We start from the raw sequence: 16,277 nt of genomic DNA on the forward strand, positions 1-16,277 counted from the left end.
AAACAGGACAGTTTAAGTATTTCTGATGCTGCACGAGGCTTTTCAAAGCAATCCATAGCTGCACTGATAGATAAAAATGCGAATATTTCTAACAGTGAATTAGCTTATTATTTTGCAAACTATAATAATTCAAGTGCTATTTTGGATGCAATCAATTTTGGGGAGAATGTTTCCTGTGGATATAATTCTGATTTTAAGGAGTACGGGGTTATTTCCTTTGACCTTAATGGGAGCAGACAGGTAGTACCTAATTATGCAGTACCGAAAATGAATACAAGCACCATGTCAGGCATTTGTGCTGCAAATAATTCTTTGGTATTAAGTAATAAAAGTTATTATTCATGGACAACATCAAGTGGCGGTAAATATACATGGACGGTCAACAATGGAAGGATAGGCTGGGCAGCCTCGGAATCGTTGCTTGCAGAGAATACAAATCAAAAAGGGACAAATTATAAGTGGGAAATGCGCAAAGCAAGTAATATTTTATCTGATCTGGCACAGGGAAAGAGTGTGTGGGGTTATCTCTACAGTAATGAGGAAGTACTGTCAGTCTGTGAGAAAGTCGGGATTTCTCCAGGATTCTTTTCTATAGATGCGGGAGCAGGAAAACACACTTATTTATTGCAGGAATCAGGAAAGACCATAAATGTTGACGCAAAGATAAAACAGTTAAATGATATAAACTGGATAGAAATCGGATTTAAAGAAGGAGATACGTTTTCCGTTTATGGTAAAGAGTATGCTATTGACAGCAGTGGGCATATCAATGTTTCGGCAGAAGATGAATTTACATCAACGGAAATTAAATATCCAAGTCGTTCAATATAATAGAAATTATTTTAAGTTTCAATAACAGGGAGGTAGGATTATGGCAATTACAGGTATCAATAACAGCAGTTACACATCGTATTATGCATCAGGTTACAAGAACACGGTTAAAAAGGCAGCTTGTGATATTCAAAAAACAAAGGAAAATTCACAGGTGAGCAAAACAGAAGAGAGTCAGGAAGATTATGTAAAAAAATTGCAGGAAAAAAATCCTCAAATAGATATTGTGGCAGGAAGTTCGGATAAAAATGTAAAAACAGCTAATCGTACAGGAAAAACAGATGTGAGGATTGCTCCTGAGATTTTAAATAGGATGATGAGTAATCCAGAGGTTGCCACAAAATATGAAAATATGTTGTCAAAAATTCCAGCATTAGATAGATGGGCTGACTCAATGATTAAATCAATGACTGGTAGTGAAGTTAAGTATCGTCAGGTATGGATAGATAAGGATGGTAATATGGGCTCCATGGTTATTACAGGACCAAGCGAAGAACAAAAAAAGGCTGATGAAGATAGAAAAATCGAGAAAAAGAAAGAAAATGAACAAAAACTTGCAGAACGGAGAGCTGAAAGAAAAGAGCAGATGAAGAAAATTCAGGAAGAAAGACGCACAATATTTGCAATTGGTACGGATATGAAAAGCATTACAGAGAATGTTGTAGCACAGGCAGTAGGTACAGCTCCATCTATCGGAGGAAGTTGTAATGTTAAGGCATAAGAGGATTTGATAAAAGAAAAATATCTAATTGGTGCATAGGATGGCATCACCAGAGAGTAGAGTGGCAGAAAGTCAGTAGATATAAAGTTATAGATAGATTTATTTATGAACCGTGAGGTGGATTTATGGGAATCTCTTTTTCAAATATAGGAACAGTTGGAAGGGAACAGCTAATTACTTCTGGTAGTAATGGAGAACCAAACTGGTCTTATATTCCATCGAAAGGAAAAAGTACAAGAACGCAGACTGAATTTGTGAGTGAGATTAAGAAACTGGCACAAAAGGCTGCCAATGCTACTGATAAGACAGAACAAGATGCTATTTCAAGGCAGGTATTGCAGTTAAGGGCAGAATATTTGTCAGAGGTTGCACCGGATAGAAAGCAGTTGTACCAACAGGCAAAAAGTGCAATGAAAAATCAAAATACCAATCCAAAATGTAAAGGGATTGGAGAATTAACCTTATTGGATTTTTTGGAACAGGCAGAGGGAAAAAATCAGAATCTTGCAGATAAGCGGATTGCACTGGCAGGAGGCGGAACATTAAATTTCACTATTTTAACATCGGGAGGTTATGGTGTTCAAATTCAGAGTCAGGGCGTGAATGTATTGTTAAATACCGGTGCCGGCTGGGGGTATGAAATGACTCCGGCAGAACTTACAAAAAAAGATGAATTCTATTCCATTTACTGGAAGGAATATAATGCCGTAAAGAATGGTATGAATTCTGAATTGAAAGAACTACCGGATTATCTGGAGAAAAGACCAGTTTTTGAAGCGAAAGCCTAATGATAATAATGCAATTCAAATAAAAAGGAGTATTGATATATGCAGATTAGTTCCAACTATTCTATGAATGGTGTGTCATACGAAAACAGACGCAGACAGAATGATATTCCTCAATTTAGTACAGAACGTGCCAAACAGGAAAATGAGAGTATAAATCCATATATGGCAGATACGGATTTTAACGAAAAAGCATTTGATATGATTGGTCCGAATGCTCCGCAGGAGGTAAAAGATGCATGGATGGAAGCAGCAAAGGAAGTAAATGCGAATGGTATGGGAATAAAGAAAAACGGAATGTTGAGCCATATATCACAGATGATGGTACAAAGGCTGAATAAGCAGATGAAGGGTGAGGTCGATGTGGATAACATCGACATTTTGGGAAACACAACAGAATCTGCAATTCAGGCAACGAAACAGGCTTTATATAATTTAGACCATCCACTGGAATATGTCCCTAAAAGCATAGAAGTTCAGAGGGCTTGTATGAAAGAAAGAGAATTCTATGTTGCGTTTCTGGAAAGATTGGAAAAGTTATAATTGACTGGAACAGAAACGGAAAATGACAACGATGAGACATATATATAATTATTTAGGAGGGACATAAATGGCAGGTATAAATGTGAATGGTATAGGAAGAAATCCGTATGCTGACAGTTACTTAATTTCTGCAAAAAACAGAAGTAATACTACATCAAAAGATACTTTTGTAAATGCGGTGAAGAAAGTAGAGGAAAGTAAAAATTCAGCGGATACAAGTAATGTGATGTATCCGGGAGATGTGACGATTGATTATCCACCTCGGATAAACTATGCTGTAAACAATAGCGTGGTTTCTGAAAAATCAAAAGATGAGATGTCACTGGATGAGTATAAACAATGGGTTATGAATCAAATATCTCAATTTCCCGTAAGCGGATAGGTTCGTTCCACATTTTCTTCAGGGTCGATTGTGATTAAGGAAGAAGCTTTTGAAAGAATGAAAAATGATCCTGAATATGAGAACTATGTTTTGAACAGAGTTCGTTCAGCATATTCCGTTCAAGGCTTGCCGGTAGGATCAAATAATGTTGGCTTTGATGTTATTGGAGCGTCACCGGAAGAATGTTACGGTTATGCAGGCCCAGTAGGAAAGAGTGGATCAGAAACAGCGAATGACGGAGAATCTTGGTGGGAGAAGCGCCACGAAAGAATGGAAGAACTTATGAAAGAACAGGAAAAGGAAGCAGTAAAAAGAGCACAGGCAAGACGAAAAGCTGTACAAAACGAATATCTAAATAGCCAGTTGGCGGCGGCAGCATATGAGAAAAGCAGTATTATTTTACCGGATAATCCTGTTATACTGTAGGCTCATCTTTTGACAGGAAAGCATAAGAATACAGGTAAGATATTTTTCGGGAGGAAGGATAAGAAATGGAAATAAACAGTAATCATTCTACATATGGGGCGGCATTTCGTCAAAAACCGATTTTTTTCATGTCTGGAAAGGAAACAGTGGCATTTTTTGAAGGGAAACTGAAGAAAAATATGACACTTCAGGAAGATACCTGTACACTTGGTAGCAATGACACTTATCGCAGACAGCATACCACCTATGAGGTTTCGGACAAGAAGAAGGGAAGCACATTTCTGGATTTGGATTTTCTGATTAAGGACGAAACCAGCAGTCTGAAAGGAAATCTCAGTGATAAAAAGGATGTGGATTTCTATAACTTTTCCATTCCATTTAATCGAACCATACAGAATTATTTTGGGGTTCAAATCTATATGGACATGCCGGAAGGCTGTGATTATGACCTCACCTTATATGATGAATATGGCAATCAGGTCGGAAAGGCAGAATGGGACGGAGAAGGACGTAAAACACTGACCATCCCGAACTGGGATACAAATACCAATAAATATTGTATCAAAATAGAAAACAAAAATGGGGAAGAAGTTTCTCCAGATGATTATTATAAAATCAGTTTCAAGGTTACGGAAAATAAAGAACAGGAAAAGACCGATGCCATAAGGGAGGCATTCGGGAACCTTCACGGTGCATACAGCCGGAAAGATGAAAATTGGAGGGAATGCCTCGACAAATATAATGAAGTCCTGATGGATACAGAGAAAAATTATACAAAAGAAATGGAGAAACTCCACCAGAAGCAGTTTGAAAGTCTGCCGGAAGAAAAGAAATACAAAGGCGGGCGCACAGTGGATGAATTGTTGCAGGACATGGCAGAAGGAAAGACACTGGATGATGTGGAAATGGAGTATGTGAAAATTTTTGCCAACCTGAAAGATTTTGAGAAAGCACAGCAGAAGGCGGAACTGAAACATGATTTTTCCGAGGATTTTGTAAAGGATCTGGAAAGCAAAGGTATCTCACGTGATGAGCTGGAGGGAATGCAGATAAAGATTGAAAGCAATGGGAATGTAACAGTGAGCGGTATCGAAGATAAAGAAGTCCGGGAACAGGTTCAGAAACTGGTAGAAGAAAAGTACAGTGACCGGATGTATCAGTATTACACAGGAATTGCTGACAGTGTGGGAAATCTGTCGTCTAATACCTATCAGTATGCCACGGATGTGCAGGAAGTCAGGCGTTACTTAAAAGGGGTTACGGGAGAAGATATTTCTCTGGAGAACTTTTATCTGACACCGGACGGAAAAATTGGCGGGTTGCCGGAAAAAGCCGCTAATCTGATCAACAAAACAAAAGACAATGCCAAGATAGAGCGGATAAAGGATGCATTGATAAATATTATAGGACATAACAGGACAAGCGGTGATCTGGGGATTCCCGATTTTACTTCGGAGTTTCAATTCAGCAATGGCGCTTTCTCTGTGGCAGACAGCGGTTTTACGGTGGATATGGCGGCATTGGACAGAAGGCTGACGCCCCAACCCCATGATAACATGTATTCGGATATGTATGAGTACAGTTTCAGGAAAGTATTATGATACAACATCAGAAGGAGGTAATTAAATGCGTATTGGTTCGGGAGTGCAAAGTGCATCGGAAGTATTTGGAAAGCAGTAAAATAATAGCAAAACATATGTTGCCGAAAATGAGGCATTTTCTCAGACATCAGTGAAGGTGTATTTAAAGACGGATGATATGTTGTTTTCAGGTGGAAATGGAACAGGTCTTTCGTTTTATATTAAATACGCAGAAGAGTCAACAGAGGATAATCCTGTAGTGATAGCCAAAGGCGTTGACGAAAATGGAAAAGAATTTGAAGAAAAGAGTAACATTAATGATATTAATTTGAGAAATGCTTCTTATGTTGAAATGAGTGCTTTGGAGGCATATTATAACGTCGACAAGGGGAATAGTCTCAGTTATTTTCCGCAAGAAACTGGGTGTATGGGATTAAATGACAGATGCGACCTTATATCCAGCTTTGAAAAGGTTATACAGGATATGAATAAATTAGGAAGGTATGATTTGCAGATGTTTTATATGCGAAATATGAATACTTATCTAAATGCAAGCAGTAAGCATAAATAGGGCTTAGTTATTTGAATATAGTAGAAAAAGTAAGCTTGGACTCCATAGGAGAGAGCAGGTGCGGTTCCGACTGACAGAAGAACCGTGGAAAGTTAATATGGGATTAGGTGTTGAAAACACTTTTATCCAAAAAAGTTGAGGCGGAAACTGGACTGGCATATAGAGAAAATTTTGAGCTGATTGGAGGAACAGAAATATGTATATTGGTTCTGGTCTGAATACCGTATCTTCATTGTACGGTCAACAAAAAAGTAATTATATGAAAGCACCTGCATCTGCGGAAAAGACATTTTATACGGCAGAAACACCAAAGGTATATCAGATATTCACAACAGATAATATGTTGTGGACGGGAGGTAATGGAACAGGTCTTTCTTATTGTCTTAAATATGCGGATGATTTGACGGATGAAAATCCTGTGGTGTTAGCGAAAGGTGTGGATGAAAACGGGAAAGAGTTTGAGCAAAGAATTTATATCAATGATGTTAATCCATCAAATGCTACAGTAGTCGAAATGCGTGCATTGGAGGCACATTACAAAGTGGAAAAGCAGGGAGGTTTCACGTCTCTGCCGCTTGAAGCTGGTAATATGGGACTTAACGACAGAAGAGATTTTATCGCAATGTTCAAAAAAAGCATAGAAGATTTAAACAAATTGGGAAGGTTTGACTTATCGTTGCTTTGGACGAAAAGTATGGATACATATCTTAATTTGCCAAATGCAAATAGTAAGTATAAATAAGGCTTAGTTATTTGGACATAGAAGGAAAAGAGAATTTAGAATAAACGAAGGAGATTGAGACAATGCAGTCAATATCAAGTTATATTAATCCTAATACAAGAGGACTTACATCTAATTACAAAAATACAGCTATTAAAGATAAGGAAACCTATAATGAGGCGATGTCGCAGCACTTACTAAATCCGGTAGAAGATTTGGTTCAAGTGTTAAAAACACCTATAAAATTGGCGAAGAGTTCGTCACTTAGCAGACAGAATAATTCTGTTAATATTGCGGAAGGGCAAAGAATCCGTGTTAATGGAGGTCATGTGCTTACGGTTACGGCGCATGGAGTAGAGGTTTCTGGTGGAGATAATCCGTATGATACACAATCATATGTAAAAGCACAGAGAATGGCAGATGCATTGGCATCCATGCTGCGAAATGCAGGTGGGACAATGACTACTGTAGCACATTCAAAGGAGGAATATGCCCGGTATACAGAGGGAATTACGGATGTTATGTCTTATCTGGGTGTAGACACTTCCAAAGATTTTACGGTCAATGGTATGAAATATAGCAAAAATAAAGATGGTTGGTATGAGTCAGAAGCGAACAGTGATGCGCAGGCGGCATATGAACAGTTAAAAGCGAATAACAGAATCTACCAGTTTGCAGATGAAAAGACCAAAAAGCAGATTGCATATATTAGTGATTATTACCTTCAGACAGTGCCGGAGAGTGTAAAGGCGGCGTGGCAGGAAACATTGGAAGAAACTGGTTTTAATCCATTTCAGACGGATGTAACCAGTACATTAACGCAGTTATCTGTAGAGCAGGATTTTCTGACAGGTGGTGATGACAATATTTTTGGTGAAACGAAAGAAAGTTGTTTAGCAGCTATCGACAAAGTATTGGAGAGAATAGAAAATCCGTTGGCAGCAGTTACAGAGGAAAGGGCAGCATATCTGCAGCAGGAAAAAGAATTTTATACCGTACTGGCATCTAAAATAAGAGAATAAAATGCCGGGAGGAATTTAAAGATACAGATTATAAGACTTATATAAGGCAGGGGGATAATATGGTTACTGTAAATAATTCTGACTATTATAATAACATTCCAGCGGGCAGGGATTTAAACAACCTGCCCAATACTTCCAGTGCTGGTACAACTGTAGGTTATCAATATGATGGACTTACAGAGGAGGATCGTTTCGTACAAAAAGTTTTGCAGGAGCATTATGATAAAGTGTACAAAGAAAATTTGTCTCATTCTGATCCAATGGCATATATCGAATCAAAATATTGTGATGTGACCTCACCTAATTTTTGCTCATATATGACAGAAGACCAGCGTTCCATAGCTTACCGTACAGAGAAAAGAATGTTACAATCCGGAGGAAAACCTGTGGGTGGATTTGCACGGTATGATTATGCATTAAGAAATTACAAGGATGTATATACAGGTGGTTCAAGAAGTGTTGGTTATGTACGCAATACTGACAGGGAAAAACAGTATGCCAGAAGTGTTGTAAATCAGCAAATTTCAAATCTGTTTTCAAAGAATGGAATATCAATATCAAAACAAGCAGATTTGACATTTTCTATTGATCCATATACATATCAATTAACTGTGTCAGGAAATGCAGATAGAGACACATTATCGCAGATAGAAAAATTGCTGAATGAAGGAGATAATGCAAAAAATATTTGGACGCATGCGTGGATTTGTATGCATGATTCAGACAATGAAATTGTTAATTCGCAAGCAAATAGGACAAAGGCGAACCAATATTCTTTATGGCATGAAGTGTATGAGACAACAGGGTATGATGCACGCAATGCGACATATAGAAATGGTACTTTTATTGCAGAGGATGGCACAGATTTACTTGCCTTGTTTAAGGAAAAGTCTAAAAATGGCGCAGGGTATGAACTTTATTCTAATAGATGGTTGGAATATGCTAAGAATGGCTGGAAAAAAGAAAATGATTTAGTATTGAAAATAGGCTTTGACAGCAGTGGATTGTATGATATAGGGCAGGAAAGAGGATATGGAGCAACGCAGAATATGTGGATGAAAGGTATTAGTCAAAGTATATTTGAAGCTAGCGTGTGATCAATATTATATTGATTCTGAGAGAAATCCAACAGGTGGCATAGTTGGAAGGACTCCGAATAATGAAAGGAGATATGTTAATATGGCAGTTACAGGAATAGGAACTTATGCGTCATATACGAATAGTTATGGCAATACACAAAATGCTGGAAACAAAACGGGCAGGACATATAAGAATGCTCATGAATATAAGAACTATTTAACACAAAAATACGATTGTTTACGAAGCAGGGATTATTCCGTAAATATAAACAGTTCTCTTTTGTCAGAGGCTATGGGAGATGAAAAGACAAAACAATGGTTGGAGTACAATTTATCGCTAATACCAAAAACAATAGAACAGTCAAGAGCTTATGTGGCAGCAAGAGGAGCAAAGATACTGAGTTATAGTATTACTATAAATGGATATGATAGCATGAGTTCTGTAATGTGTACTCAAGATGAAGTTGATCCGGGAACAGAAAAAGCAAGGAAAGAACTTGAAGAAAGACTCGAGAAAAGGAAAGCAGAAAAGAAAGAGACAGAGGAAAGACTGGAAAAACAGCGTGCCGAAAAACAGGATCAGGAAGAACGGCAATATAATCTGAAAATTGATGGAAAAGATGTAGCTGACCTGACAGGAAAAATGGTGGAATTGGTAGGTACTTCAATTCCTATAGGAGTGACGGAAAGCGGAGTTTCGACATTTGATGTGCTGGCATAGAAACTGATATGAGTATGCCGGGATGTATTGACATGCAGAATGTATTTTTATTTCTTTCGGTGGGACTGGTTGTGATTAACCTTATCCTTATGGAGTTCATGCAGAATACCATTGAAAAAGAAGAGAGAATAAAAATTGCGGTACTTACGGAACAAAATCAGAAAATCGTATTGCAGATTATCAGGACCGGGAAGAAATCTATGAGCGTCAGCGAAGAAAAATGCACGATTATAAAAATCAGCTTTCCACGATCCAGACATTGATAAAGAATGGACACACAGATGAGGCACTTTCCTTTACGCAGAAGCTGACAGAGAGCATAGCTGTCGAGATGTCGGCAATCAACACAAATCATCCGGTGGTCAATGCTGTTTTAAACCAGAAGTACCGCAGCATGCAGGAGAAACACATAGCGGTTATCCTGAAAGTAGGGGATTTGCAGGAGATCTGTCTGGAAGAGGAAGAGATTGTGATCCTGCTCTCCAATTTACTAGATAATGCAATCCGGGAGAGTGAAAAGGTACTGAAAAATACTGGAAAAGCGGTCATTCATCTGAAATTAGAGTGCGAAGATCATAAACTGATATTTGCGGTAGTATGAACAGACAATGATATTCTGTATTTTAGAAATATAATATTTTTCTGTAGGATCAAATAATGTTAGCTTTGATGTTATTGGAGCGTCACCGGAAGAATGATATGGTTATGCAGGTCCGGTAGGAAAGAGTGGACTAGAAACAGCTAATGATGGAGAAACTTGGTGGGAGAAACGTCATAAGCGGTTGGAGGAATTTATTGAAGAACAGATTGAAAAAAATCAAAAGGAACATTTGATAAAACGTAAACAAATGGAAGATGTATATAGAAGTCGGACATATGAAAGTAAACAAAGACTGTCCAATCTATTGAATAACTCAAATGCTAACAGTGATAATGTCAATATTCAGTCATTGGTGTCAACAGCAGCTTCTAGTTATGAAAAGAGCATTGAGATGGTATCTCATGATAAAATCTGAATTATTACATGATTATAATCAAATTATTGGATGAACAATAATTTTGTTTATAAAATATTAGAAGAAGGAGGTTGGTGATATTATGAATATATTTTTTAACAGCCGAATTAATGCTAATCAGTCGTTGCTTAATGTTCTGTTTGGTCAACAACAAAAAGCGGCAAGCAGTCAAAACACTGATTGTAGAGGCACAAGAGATACTTTAACGATAAGTGCATCGGGAAAGGAAAAACTGACAAAAAGTACAAGGGGAAGAACACATAATACAAGTATTGATAGTAGCATTGACTTAAAGTCCTATATAGCTTCAGCAAAAAAAACGAATCAAGAGCTCATTGAGAATGCAGGAACACAGATTAATGCGAAAACAAGTGAATATATGAGTACAGGTAAAGCATTTAGGGCGGCATTAACGGAAAAGTATTCTAAGCTTGCCGCAGAAGCAAAAACACATTCTAACCCTGAAAATTATATTCATTCCAAGTATTTTGATAAGAGTTCAGAGTATTACGAGACTAATTTGACTGATACAGAACGTAGGATTGCATATAATTATGAGATGCAGATGTGCCGGACAGGAAAAATAAATGGTGTAAATTATCAGGATTCTTTGTTCAGGGGAATTGAAGTGGACGGCGACAGTGTAGATTCGGATAAAATCCAATTTGAAAGAGCATTGGTAAATTCGCAGATTTCAAATATTTTAAAGCAGGCTGGTGTAGATACATCTTCTATTACGAAAGATTGTACTTTTACTGTCAATCCATACAGTTACAAGATAACGGTAGATGGCGTGGATGAAGAAACAAAGGTGTTGATGCAGAATGCTTTAAATGTAGGTAATAATGGGAAAAATCTCTATAAGCATATCTATTATTGCTCAACACAAGATGGCTGTGAGAGTTCTCAAGTAACAGAGGAATCAAAGATGAAATACGAAGCATATCATCAGGTTTATAGTTATACAGGATATGAATTAGACAAACTTGAGGGAAAAAATGGGACATATTATACGAAGTCGGGAGAGAATATATTAGACTTAGTGGATAGTGCAGTTGAAAGTTCCGGAAAAGTTCCGAAAGAGTTTAAGCAGCAAATGAATAATTGGATACATGACCTGGTTTCAACTATTTCAACCAGAGGATGGAACAATGTGCCAGATATGACTTTAAGCATTTTATATGGAAAGAGCAGCTTAAAGGATATGAACCAGTTGATTACATACCAGTATGAAGCTGATCGTATGAACAGACAATGGTATTCTGTGCTTTAGAAATATAATATTTTTTTGCAAACTGGTTGAAAAATTACGAAAAAAGGAGAACCCTGTATGGGAATTGGAATCATCCAGAATCATAGTCAGTATAAGAATATTTGTGGTAATTATACATATCATATGCCGGCTCCGGTATGCCAATCAAAAATGAAGGACTTAGGTGATGAATTTGTTCTGACGGAAAAAATGATGGAGACAATAATCTTTATCGTAATGCTTTTACGGGGGCATCTACAAGTGCAACAGTAAAAGGATACGGTTCGGGAGTTGTGGATTTATCGTTATTGAACATTGGCACCAATAAGAACAATCGTTTTATTGGTTCATTGAGTAATGACAGGGATGAGGAATATCGTCTGGCTGGCTATGTAGAGGAATTAGATCGTTTTTTGAATAAGGTATCAAATGGGAACGTAACAGTAGATGATTTATGATGTTCTGGCTTATAAAAAGGAAAATGGGACGATTCCAAGATATCAGATTCAGATGGATGTGGGAGGCAATTAAAATAAGTAGTATAGGAAGTCAGTAGTGCGTGAATAAACTGCTGACTTCTTTTTTTGATAGATACAGTCACTCCCAGGAGCGTGTGCCGGATAAAACAAATTAACAGGAAGCAGATAAAGCGATATATGTGATATTCTATTTCACAACAAAAAAAGGTCTGTTCACAACATGGTGGCTAGCTATTTAAAGAACTTTTCCGATATTATAAATATAATTGTATGTAAGTAAGGAAGTGACAAGATGCAAATAGCAATCTGTGATGATGAAAAATCTATAGGATTGATATTAGAAGAAAAAATAAAGAAATTATTGCCAGATGCAGTAATAGATAAATATTTATCTGGTGATGAATTGATTGCAAGTGGTTGTGAGCCGGATATTCTATTTTTGGATATTCAGATGCCAGGAATGGATGGAATGGAAACGGCAAGGATTCTGCGTCAGAAAAATGAAAGAATGGTATTGATATTTGTAACTGCTGTGGAGGAGTATGTTTTTCAGGCATTTGATGTTGCAGCATTTCATTATCTGGTGAAACCGTTTTCAGATGAAAAATTTGAGGAAGTTGTGAAACGTGCAGTCAGAAGCATTGAAAAATATTCTGAAAATCAATCGGATGAAAAATACATGATGGTGCAGTCCGGAGGAAGCCATATGAAAGTGTTTTTGAAGGATATTGTGTATGCTGAGGTATATAATCGAAAAGTCATTATCCATACACGGGATACGAATATTGAATATTATGGAAAATTGCAGGAACTGAGTGAAATTGCGGGAGCAGATTTTTTTCGTACACACAGAGCCTACCTCGTACATTTCAAATATGTTCAGAAATATGATGCAAATTGTGTGACGATGGAAAATGGAACTGCATTGATTGCAAAACAGAATTATTCTGAGTTTGTAAAACAATATTTGAAATATAATCAGAGGAAAGGAAAAGAAATCGGATGAGTTTGGTAGAAAAATGCTGGATGGTTACATCGAAAATTTCTGTTATCGCACTCCTTATGATTACAGGAATCTATTTTGGAAAATTTGTTTGTCCCTATATAAAAAAGAAAAAAGGGGCTGTGGCAGTCAGTATTGTTTATATTACGATTATGCTTGTTTTATATATGATTCCGCCACAGATTGATAATTTTTCCGCATATCTGATTGGAGTTATAGCAGCGTTTCTTGTGATGTATGCAGAGGACAGAAGAAATATATATCAGAAAATATTTCTTGCAATTACGTTCTTTTCTATCCGATGGTTAACGGTTGCAATGGCAGCCAGACTTGATGATCTTGTTACAAAAGCACTTGTATTTCGGAATATGAGTGCAGAAAAAGTGTGGTTGCAATACGGACTATATGTTGGAACCAGAGTTTTGGATATTGTACTTTGTATTGCTTTTATTGCGGTTGCAATAGGACTGATCAATAAAGCGTATATATACAAAAAAGATGAAATGAGCATCAAAGAGATGGTAATGCTTATTATACCTTCACTTGTAGGCGTCACTGGGTATGGCATTTTACAATATTATCTCATGATATACGAAAGAGATACTGGAAAGAACTTGATTGTTACATATGGATTTTATGGAGCTTTAAGCTTTTTACACTATCTGATTTCCATAGTTGCTATTCTTGTTGTGATTGTAATGTTTCAAAACTGGAAAGAGATGCAGGAAGAACAGCGGGGACAAGAGCTGGTATTAAATCAGATCAGTGACATGAAAAAGCATATCGGGGAAGTCGAAAAGTTGTATCGGGATATCCGCTCCATGCGCCATGATATGGGAAATCATATACAGACACTGGAACATCTGGTGGCACATAATAATATGGATGATGCTACAGAATACTTGGAACATCTGAAAAATGAATGGGACGAGGTATCTCCGGAAATAAAGACAGGAAGTCCGGTAATTGATGTCATTTTGATGGAAAAGCTGAGAGAAGCAAAAGAAAGGCAGATTCGGTTTCTGTCGGATTTTCATTATCCGCAGAATACGAAGTTAAATGCATTTGATCTGAGTGTGATCATGAATAATGCCTTGAATAACTGTATGGAAAATGTAAGTGGAGATGATCCGTATATCAGTATTTCTTCTTTTCGGAAAAACAGTATCTTTATGATAACCATAAAAAACAGTTTTGGGGGTCAGCTTAATTTTGGTGATAGCGATTTGCCAGAAACAACAAAATCTGGGAGGGAACATGGAATGGGTCTGAATAACATTCGCCGGGTTGCCAGAATGTATATGGGAGATATATCTTTGGAGCAGGGAAATGAGGAAGTAATCCTTAGCATTATGATGCAGGTAGAATAAAGAAATAAATTGGCACTATGTATTTTGCAAATTACAGAAATATGTAGTGATTTCTTGATGCTTCACAACGAAAAAAGGGCGGTTCACAACATCACGGTTTATTGTGAAGAAAGATATGCCGAAAGAAAAAATAAAGAGAAATCATGTTATACAGATTTTCAGGAAACGGATTTCAGAGTATTAGCTCAAGGAGGACAACGAAATGATGAAAATTAATGGATTTAACGGAACGAATACGCAGACAGGAGCAATAGGAATGGCACAGGCGAATGATTCTGTGAGTAAAAATATTCAGAATCAGATTGCAAATGCACAGCAGAAATTGCAGGACTTATCATCAAATGAAGAACTGTCATTAGAGGATAAGATGAAGAAACGTCAGGAGATACAACAGGAAATTACAAATCTCAATCAACAGTTAAGACAGCACCAGATTGAACAGAGAAAGGAACAGCAGAGTAAAAAATCATCTATGGATGATATGGTGGCTGGTACAAAAAATACATCTGCAAAGAAAGGAACAGGCTTGTCACAGGCAGGTATGCGGGCAATGATTTCCGCAGATTCATCTATGAAGCAGGCAAAAGTGCAGGGTAGTATGGCAACACAGATGGAAGGAAGAGCCGGTGTGCTTGAGTCTGAAATCAAGCAGGATGCTGGAAAAGGCAATACCGAAAAGAAAGAAGAAGAACTGGCAGATTTGCAGGCAAAAGCGCAGTCTGCAACAGCATCACAGATGTCTTCACTTTCAGATGCAAATAAATCTATGGAAGAAGCAGCAAAGGCAGACAACCGTACAGATGCAGCAGAAACAAAGAAGGATCAAACGCAGAAAGCAGAGAATACACAGGAAAATGCAGATACGGCAACAGATGCATCAGAGAATGCAGATATCAAAACAGAAACAGCAGAAACAATAAAAAATCCAGCATCAGAAAGTGGACAGTCGGTAGTATATACACCGATCGATATACGTTTATAGTTCGGAAAGGAGGCTGGTGTTATGTCAGAAATCAAAAGTTTTAGTGATTATACAAGTAAATATAACAGCAATGTAGATTTTTCAGCGTTGTTTAGTGGAACGTCAGATAGTTCATCAGTAGGCAATACAAATATGCTTTCTGATTATGCTGCAATCAAAAATGGAAGCTATGGAAAACTTATGAAAGCATATTATGCAAAACAGGATGCTGAAAAATTATCGGGAAAAGGTGATACTTCACAAAAACTTACCTTGATGAAAACAAGTGCAGATTCTCTGAAAAAATCAGCAGATGCTTTGAATGACTCTTCTCTTTGGGAAAAAAAGAAAATAAAAAAGAAAGATGAAAAAACGGGGGAAGAGATTGAGGTAGAGGATTATGACTGGGATAAAATCACCAAGGCAGTAAAATCTTTTGTTGAAGATTATAATGATGTAGTTAAGGAAGCCGGAGAATCTAATACAAAGGATGTATTGCGAAATGCTTCATGGATGACTGGAATGACAGACAAAAACAGTAATATGCTTGCCAAAATAGGTATTACCATAGGAAAAGGAAACAAGTTGGAATTAGATGAGGATGCTTTAAAGCAGGCAGATATCAGTTCGCTGAAAACGGTCTTTACAGGATATAATTCTTTTGTAAGCAAAATATCGCAGAAAGCAACTGGTATATCGAATGCTGCAAACCGGGCGAGTGCAACCTATACAAATAATGGTACGTACTCTAAGACGGATGCTTCTTTGACATCGAGCAAGATAGATAAAGAAGTATAGAAAGTGTGGACTAACT

General features: G+C 37.3%; 20 protein-coding genes and 1 pseudogene. All 21 read left to right on the forward strand.

Annotated elements, in window-relative coordinates; all coding sequences use genetic code 11:
* Window positions 1–831: hypothetical protein (locus DWV68_RS14595; protein ID WP_118666055.1), on the forward strand; the 831-nt coding region annotated here is incomplete at its 5' end.
* Between the two features lie 40 nt (window positions 832–871).
* Window positions 872–1,552: a DUF6033 family protein gene (locus tag DWV68_RS13725; RefSeq protein WP_007887737.1), complete on the forward strand. Its 681-nt coding sequence runs from the start codon at window positions 872–874 to the stop codon at window positions 1,550–1,552.
* 125 nt (window positions 1,553–1,677) lie between these two features.
* On the forward strand, window positions 1,678–2,340 hold the full coding sequence (locus DWV68_RS13730; protein ID WP_117686893.1) for a hypothetical protein: 663 nt from the start codon (window positions 1,678–1,680) through the stop codon (window positions 2,338–2,340).
* 39 nt (window positions 2,341–2,379) lie between these two features.
* Window positions 2,380–2,880, forward strand: a complete 501-nt coding sequence (locus DWV68_RS13735; protein WP_117699274.1) for a hypothetical protein — start codon at window positions 2,380–2,382, stop codon at window positions 2,878–2,880.
* Between the two features lie 67 nt (window positions 2,881–2,947).
* Complete coding sequence (locus tag DWV68_RS14815) at window positions 2,948–3,262, forward strand: hypothetical protein (RefSeq protein ID WP_242988811.1); 315 nt, start codon at window positions 2,948–2,950, stop codon at window positions 3,260–3,262.
* Between the two features lie 30 nt (window positions 3,263–3,292).
* A complete protein-coding gene (locus DWV68_RS14820; protein ID WP_242988812.1) occupies window positions 3,293–3,688 on the forward strand; it encodes a hypothetical protein in 396 nt (131 codons plus the stop codon).
* Window positions 3,689–3,753: 65 nt separating this feature from the next.
* On the forward strand, window positions 3,754–5,289 hold the full coding sequence (locus DWV68_RS13745) for a hypothetical protein (protein WP_117699275.1): 1,536 nt from the start codon (window positions 3,754–3,756) through the stop codon (window positions 5,287–5,289).
* Between the two features lie 25 nt (window positions 5,290–5,314).
* A pseudogene (locus DWV68_RS13750) lies at window positions 5,315–5,839 on the forward strand (hypothetical protein).
* A gap of 196 nt (window positions 5,840–6,035) precedes the next feature.
* Complete coding sequence (locus DWV68_RS13755; protein WP_118057802.1) at window positions 6,036–6,581, forward strand: hypothetical protein; 546 nt, start codon at window positions 6,036–6,038, stop codon at window positions 6,579–6,581.
* A gap of 62 nt (window positions 6,582–6,643) precedes the next feature.
* Window positions 6,644–7,582, forward strand: a complete 939-nt coding sequence (locus DWV68_RS13760) for a hypothetical protein (RefSeq protein WP_055040310.1) — start codon at window positions 6,644–6,646, stop codon at window positions 7,580–7,582.
* Window positions 7,583–7,641: 59 nt separating this feature from the next.
* Window positions 7,642–8,679, forward strand: a complete 1,038-nt coding sequence (locus DWV68_RS13765) for a DUF4885 family protein (protein WP_118666057.1) — start codon at window positions 7,642–7,644, stop codon at window positions 8,677–8,679.
* Between the two features lie 82 nt (window positions 8,680–8,761).
* Window positions 8,762–9,382 carry a DUF6033 family protein gene (locus tag DWV68_RS13770; protein ID WP_226948397.1) on the forward strand — a complete coding sequence of 207 codons (621 nt, stop codon included), beginning with the start codon at window positions 8,762–8,764 and terminating at the stop codon, window positions 9,380–9,382.
* A gap of 32 nt (window positions 9,383–9,414) precedes the next feature.
* Window positions 9,415–9,645: a hypothetical protein gene (locus DWV68_RS14825; protein WP_243089580.1), complete on the forward strand. Its 231-nt coding sequence runs from the start codon at window positions 9,415–9,417 to the stop codon at window positions 9,643–9,645.
* A complete protein-coding gene (locus DWV68_RS13775; RefSeq protein ID WP_243089582.1) occupies window positions 9,603–9,983 on the forward strand; it encodes a GHKL domain-containing protein in 381 nt (126 codons plus the stop codon). Before DWV68_RS14825 ends, DWV68_RS13775 begins: the two co-directional genes overlap by 43 nt.
* Before the next feature lie 497 nt (window positions 9,984–10,480).
* On the forward strand, window positions 10,481–11,671 hold the full coding sequence (locus DWV68_RS13785; protein ID WP_118666059.1) for a DUF4885 family protein: 1,191 nt from the start codon (window positions 10,481–10,483) through the stop codon (window positions 11,669–11,671).
* 57 nt (window positions 11,672–11,728) lie between these two features.
* The gene (locus tag DWV68_RS13790; RefSeq protein WP_117699209.1) at window positions 11,729–11,923 is read left to right on the forward strand and encodes a hypothetical protein; all 195 of its coding nucleotides are present in this window, start codon (window positions 11,729–11,731) and stop codon (window positions 11,921–11,923) included.
* A gap of 20 nt (window positions 11,924–11,943) precedes the next feature.
* A complete protein-coding gene (locus tag DWV68_RS14490) occupies window positions 11,944–12,108 on the forward strand; it encodes a hypothetical protein (protein ID WP_156454689.1) in 165 nt (54 codons plus the stop codon).
* 313 nt (window positions 12,109–12,421) lie between these two features.
* Complete coding sequence (locus tag DWV68_RS13795) at window positions 12,422–13,135, forward strand: LytR/AlgR family response regulator transcription factor (protein ID WP_055306784.1); 714 nt, start codon at window positions 12,422–12,424, stop codon at window positions 13,133–13,135.
* Window positions 13,132–14,502, forward strand: coding sequence for a sensor histidine kinase (locus tag DWV68_RS13800; RefSeq protein ID WP_117699208.1), 1,371 nt, complete (start codon window positions 13,132–13,134; stop codon window positions 14,500–14,502). Before DWV68_RS13795 ends, DWV68_RS13800 begins: the two co-directional genes overlap by 4 nt.
* A 205-nt stretch (window positions 14,503–14,707) precedes the next feature.
* Entirely contained in the window at window positions 14,708–15,484 is a 777-nt protein-coding gene (locus tag DWV68_RS13805) for a FlxA-like family protein (protein WP_197420875.1), read from the forward strand.
* 21 nt (window positions 15,485–15,505) lie between these two features.
* Window positions 15,506–16,261 carry a flagellar filament capping protein FliD gene (gene fliD, locus DWV68_RS14830; RefSeq protein WP_242986286.1) on the forward strand — a complete coding sequence of 252 codons (756 nt, stop codon included), beginning with the start codon at window positions 15,506–15,508 and terminating at the stop codon, window positions 16,259–16,261.
* The last annotated feature ends 16 nt before the right edge of the window (window positions 16,262–16,277 follow it).

The organism is Roseburia sp. AF12-17LB (genome assembly GCF_003479605.1).
GTDB lineage: Bacteria > Bacillota > Clostridia > Lachnospirales > Lachnospiraceae > Roseburia_C > Roseburia_C amylophila.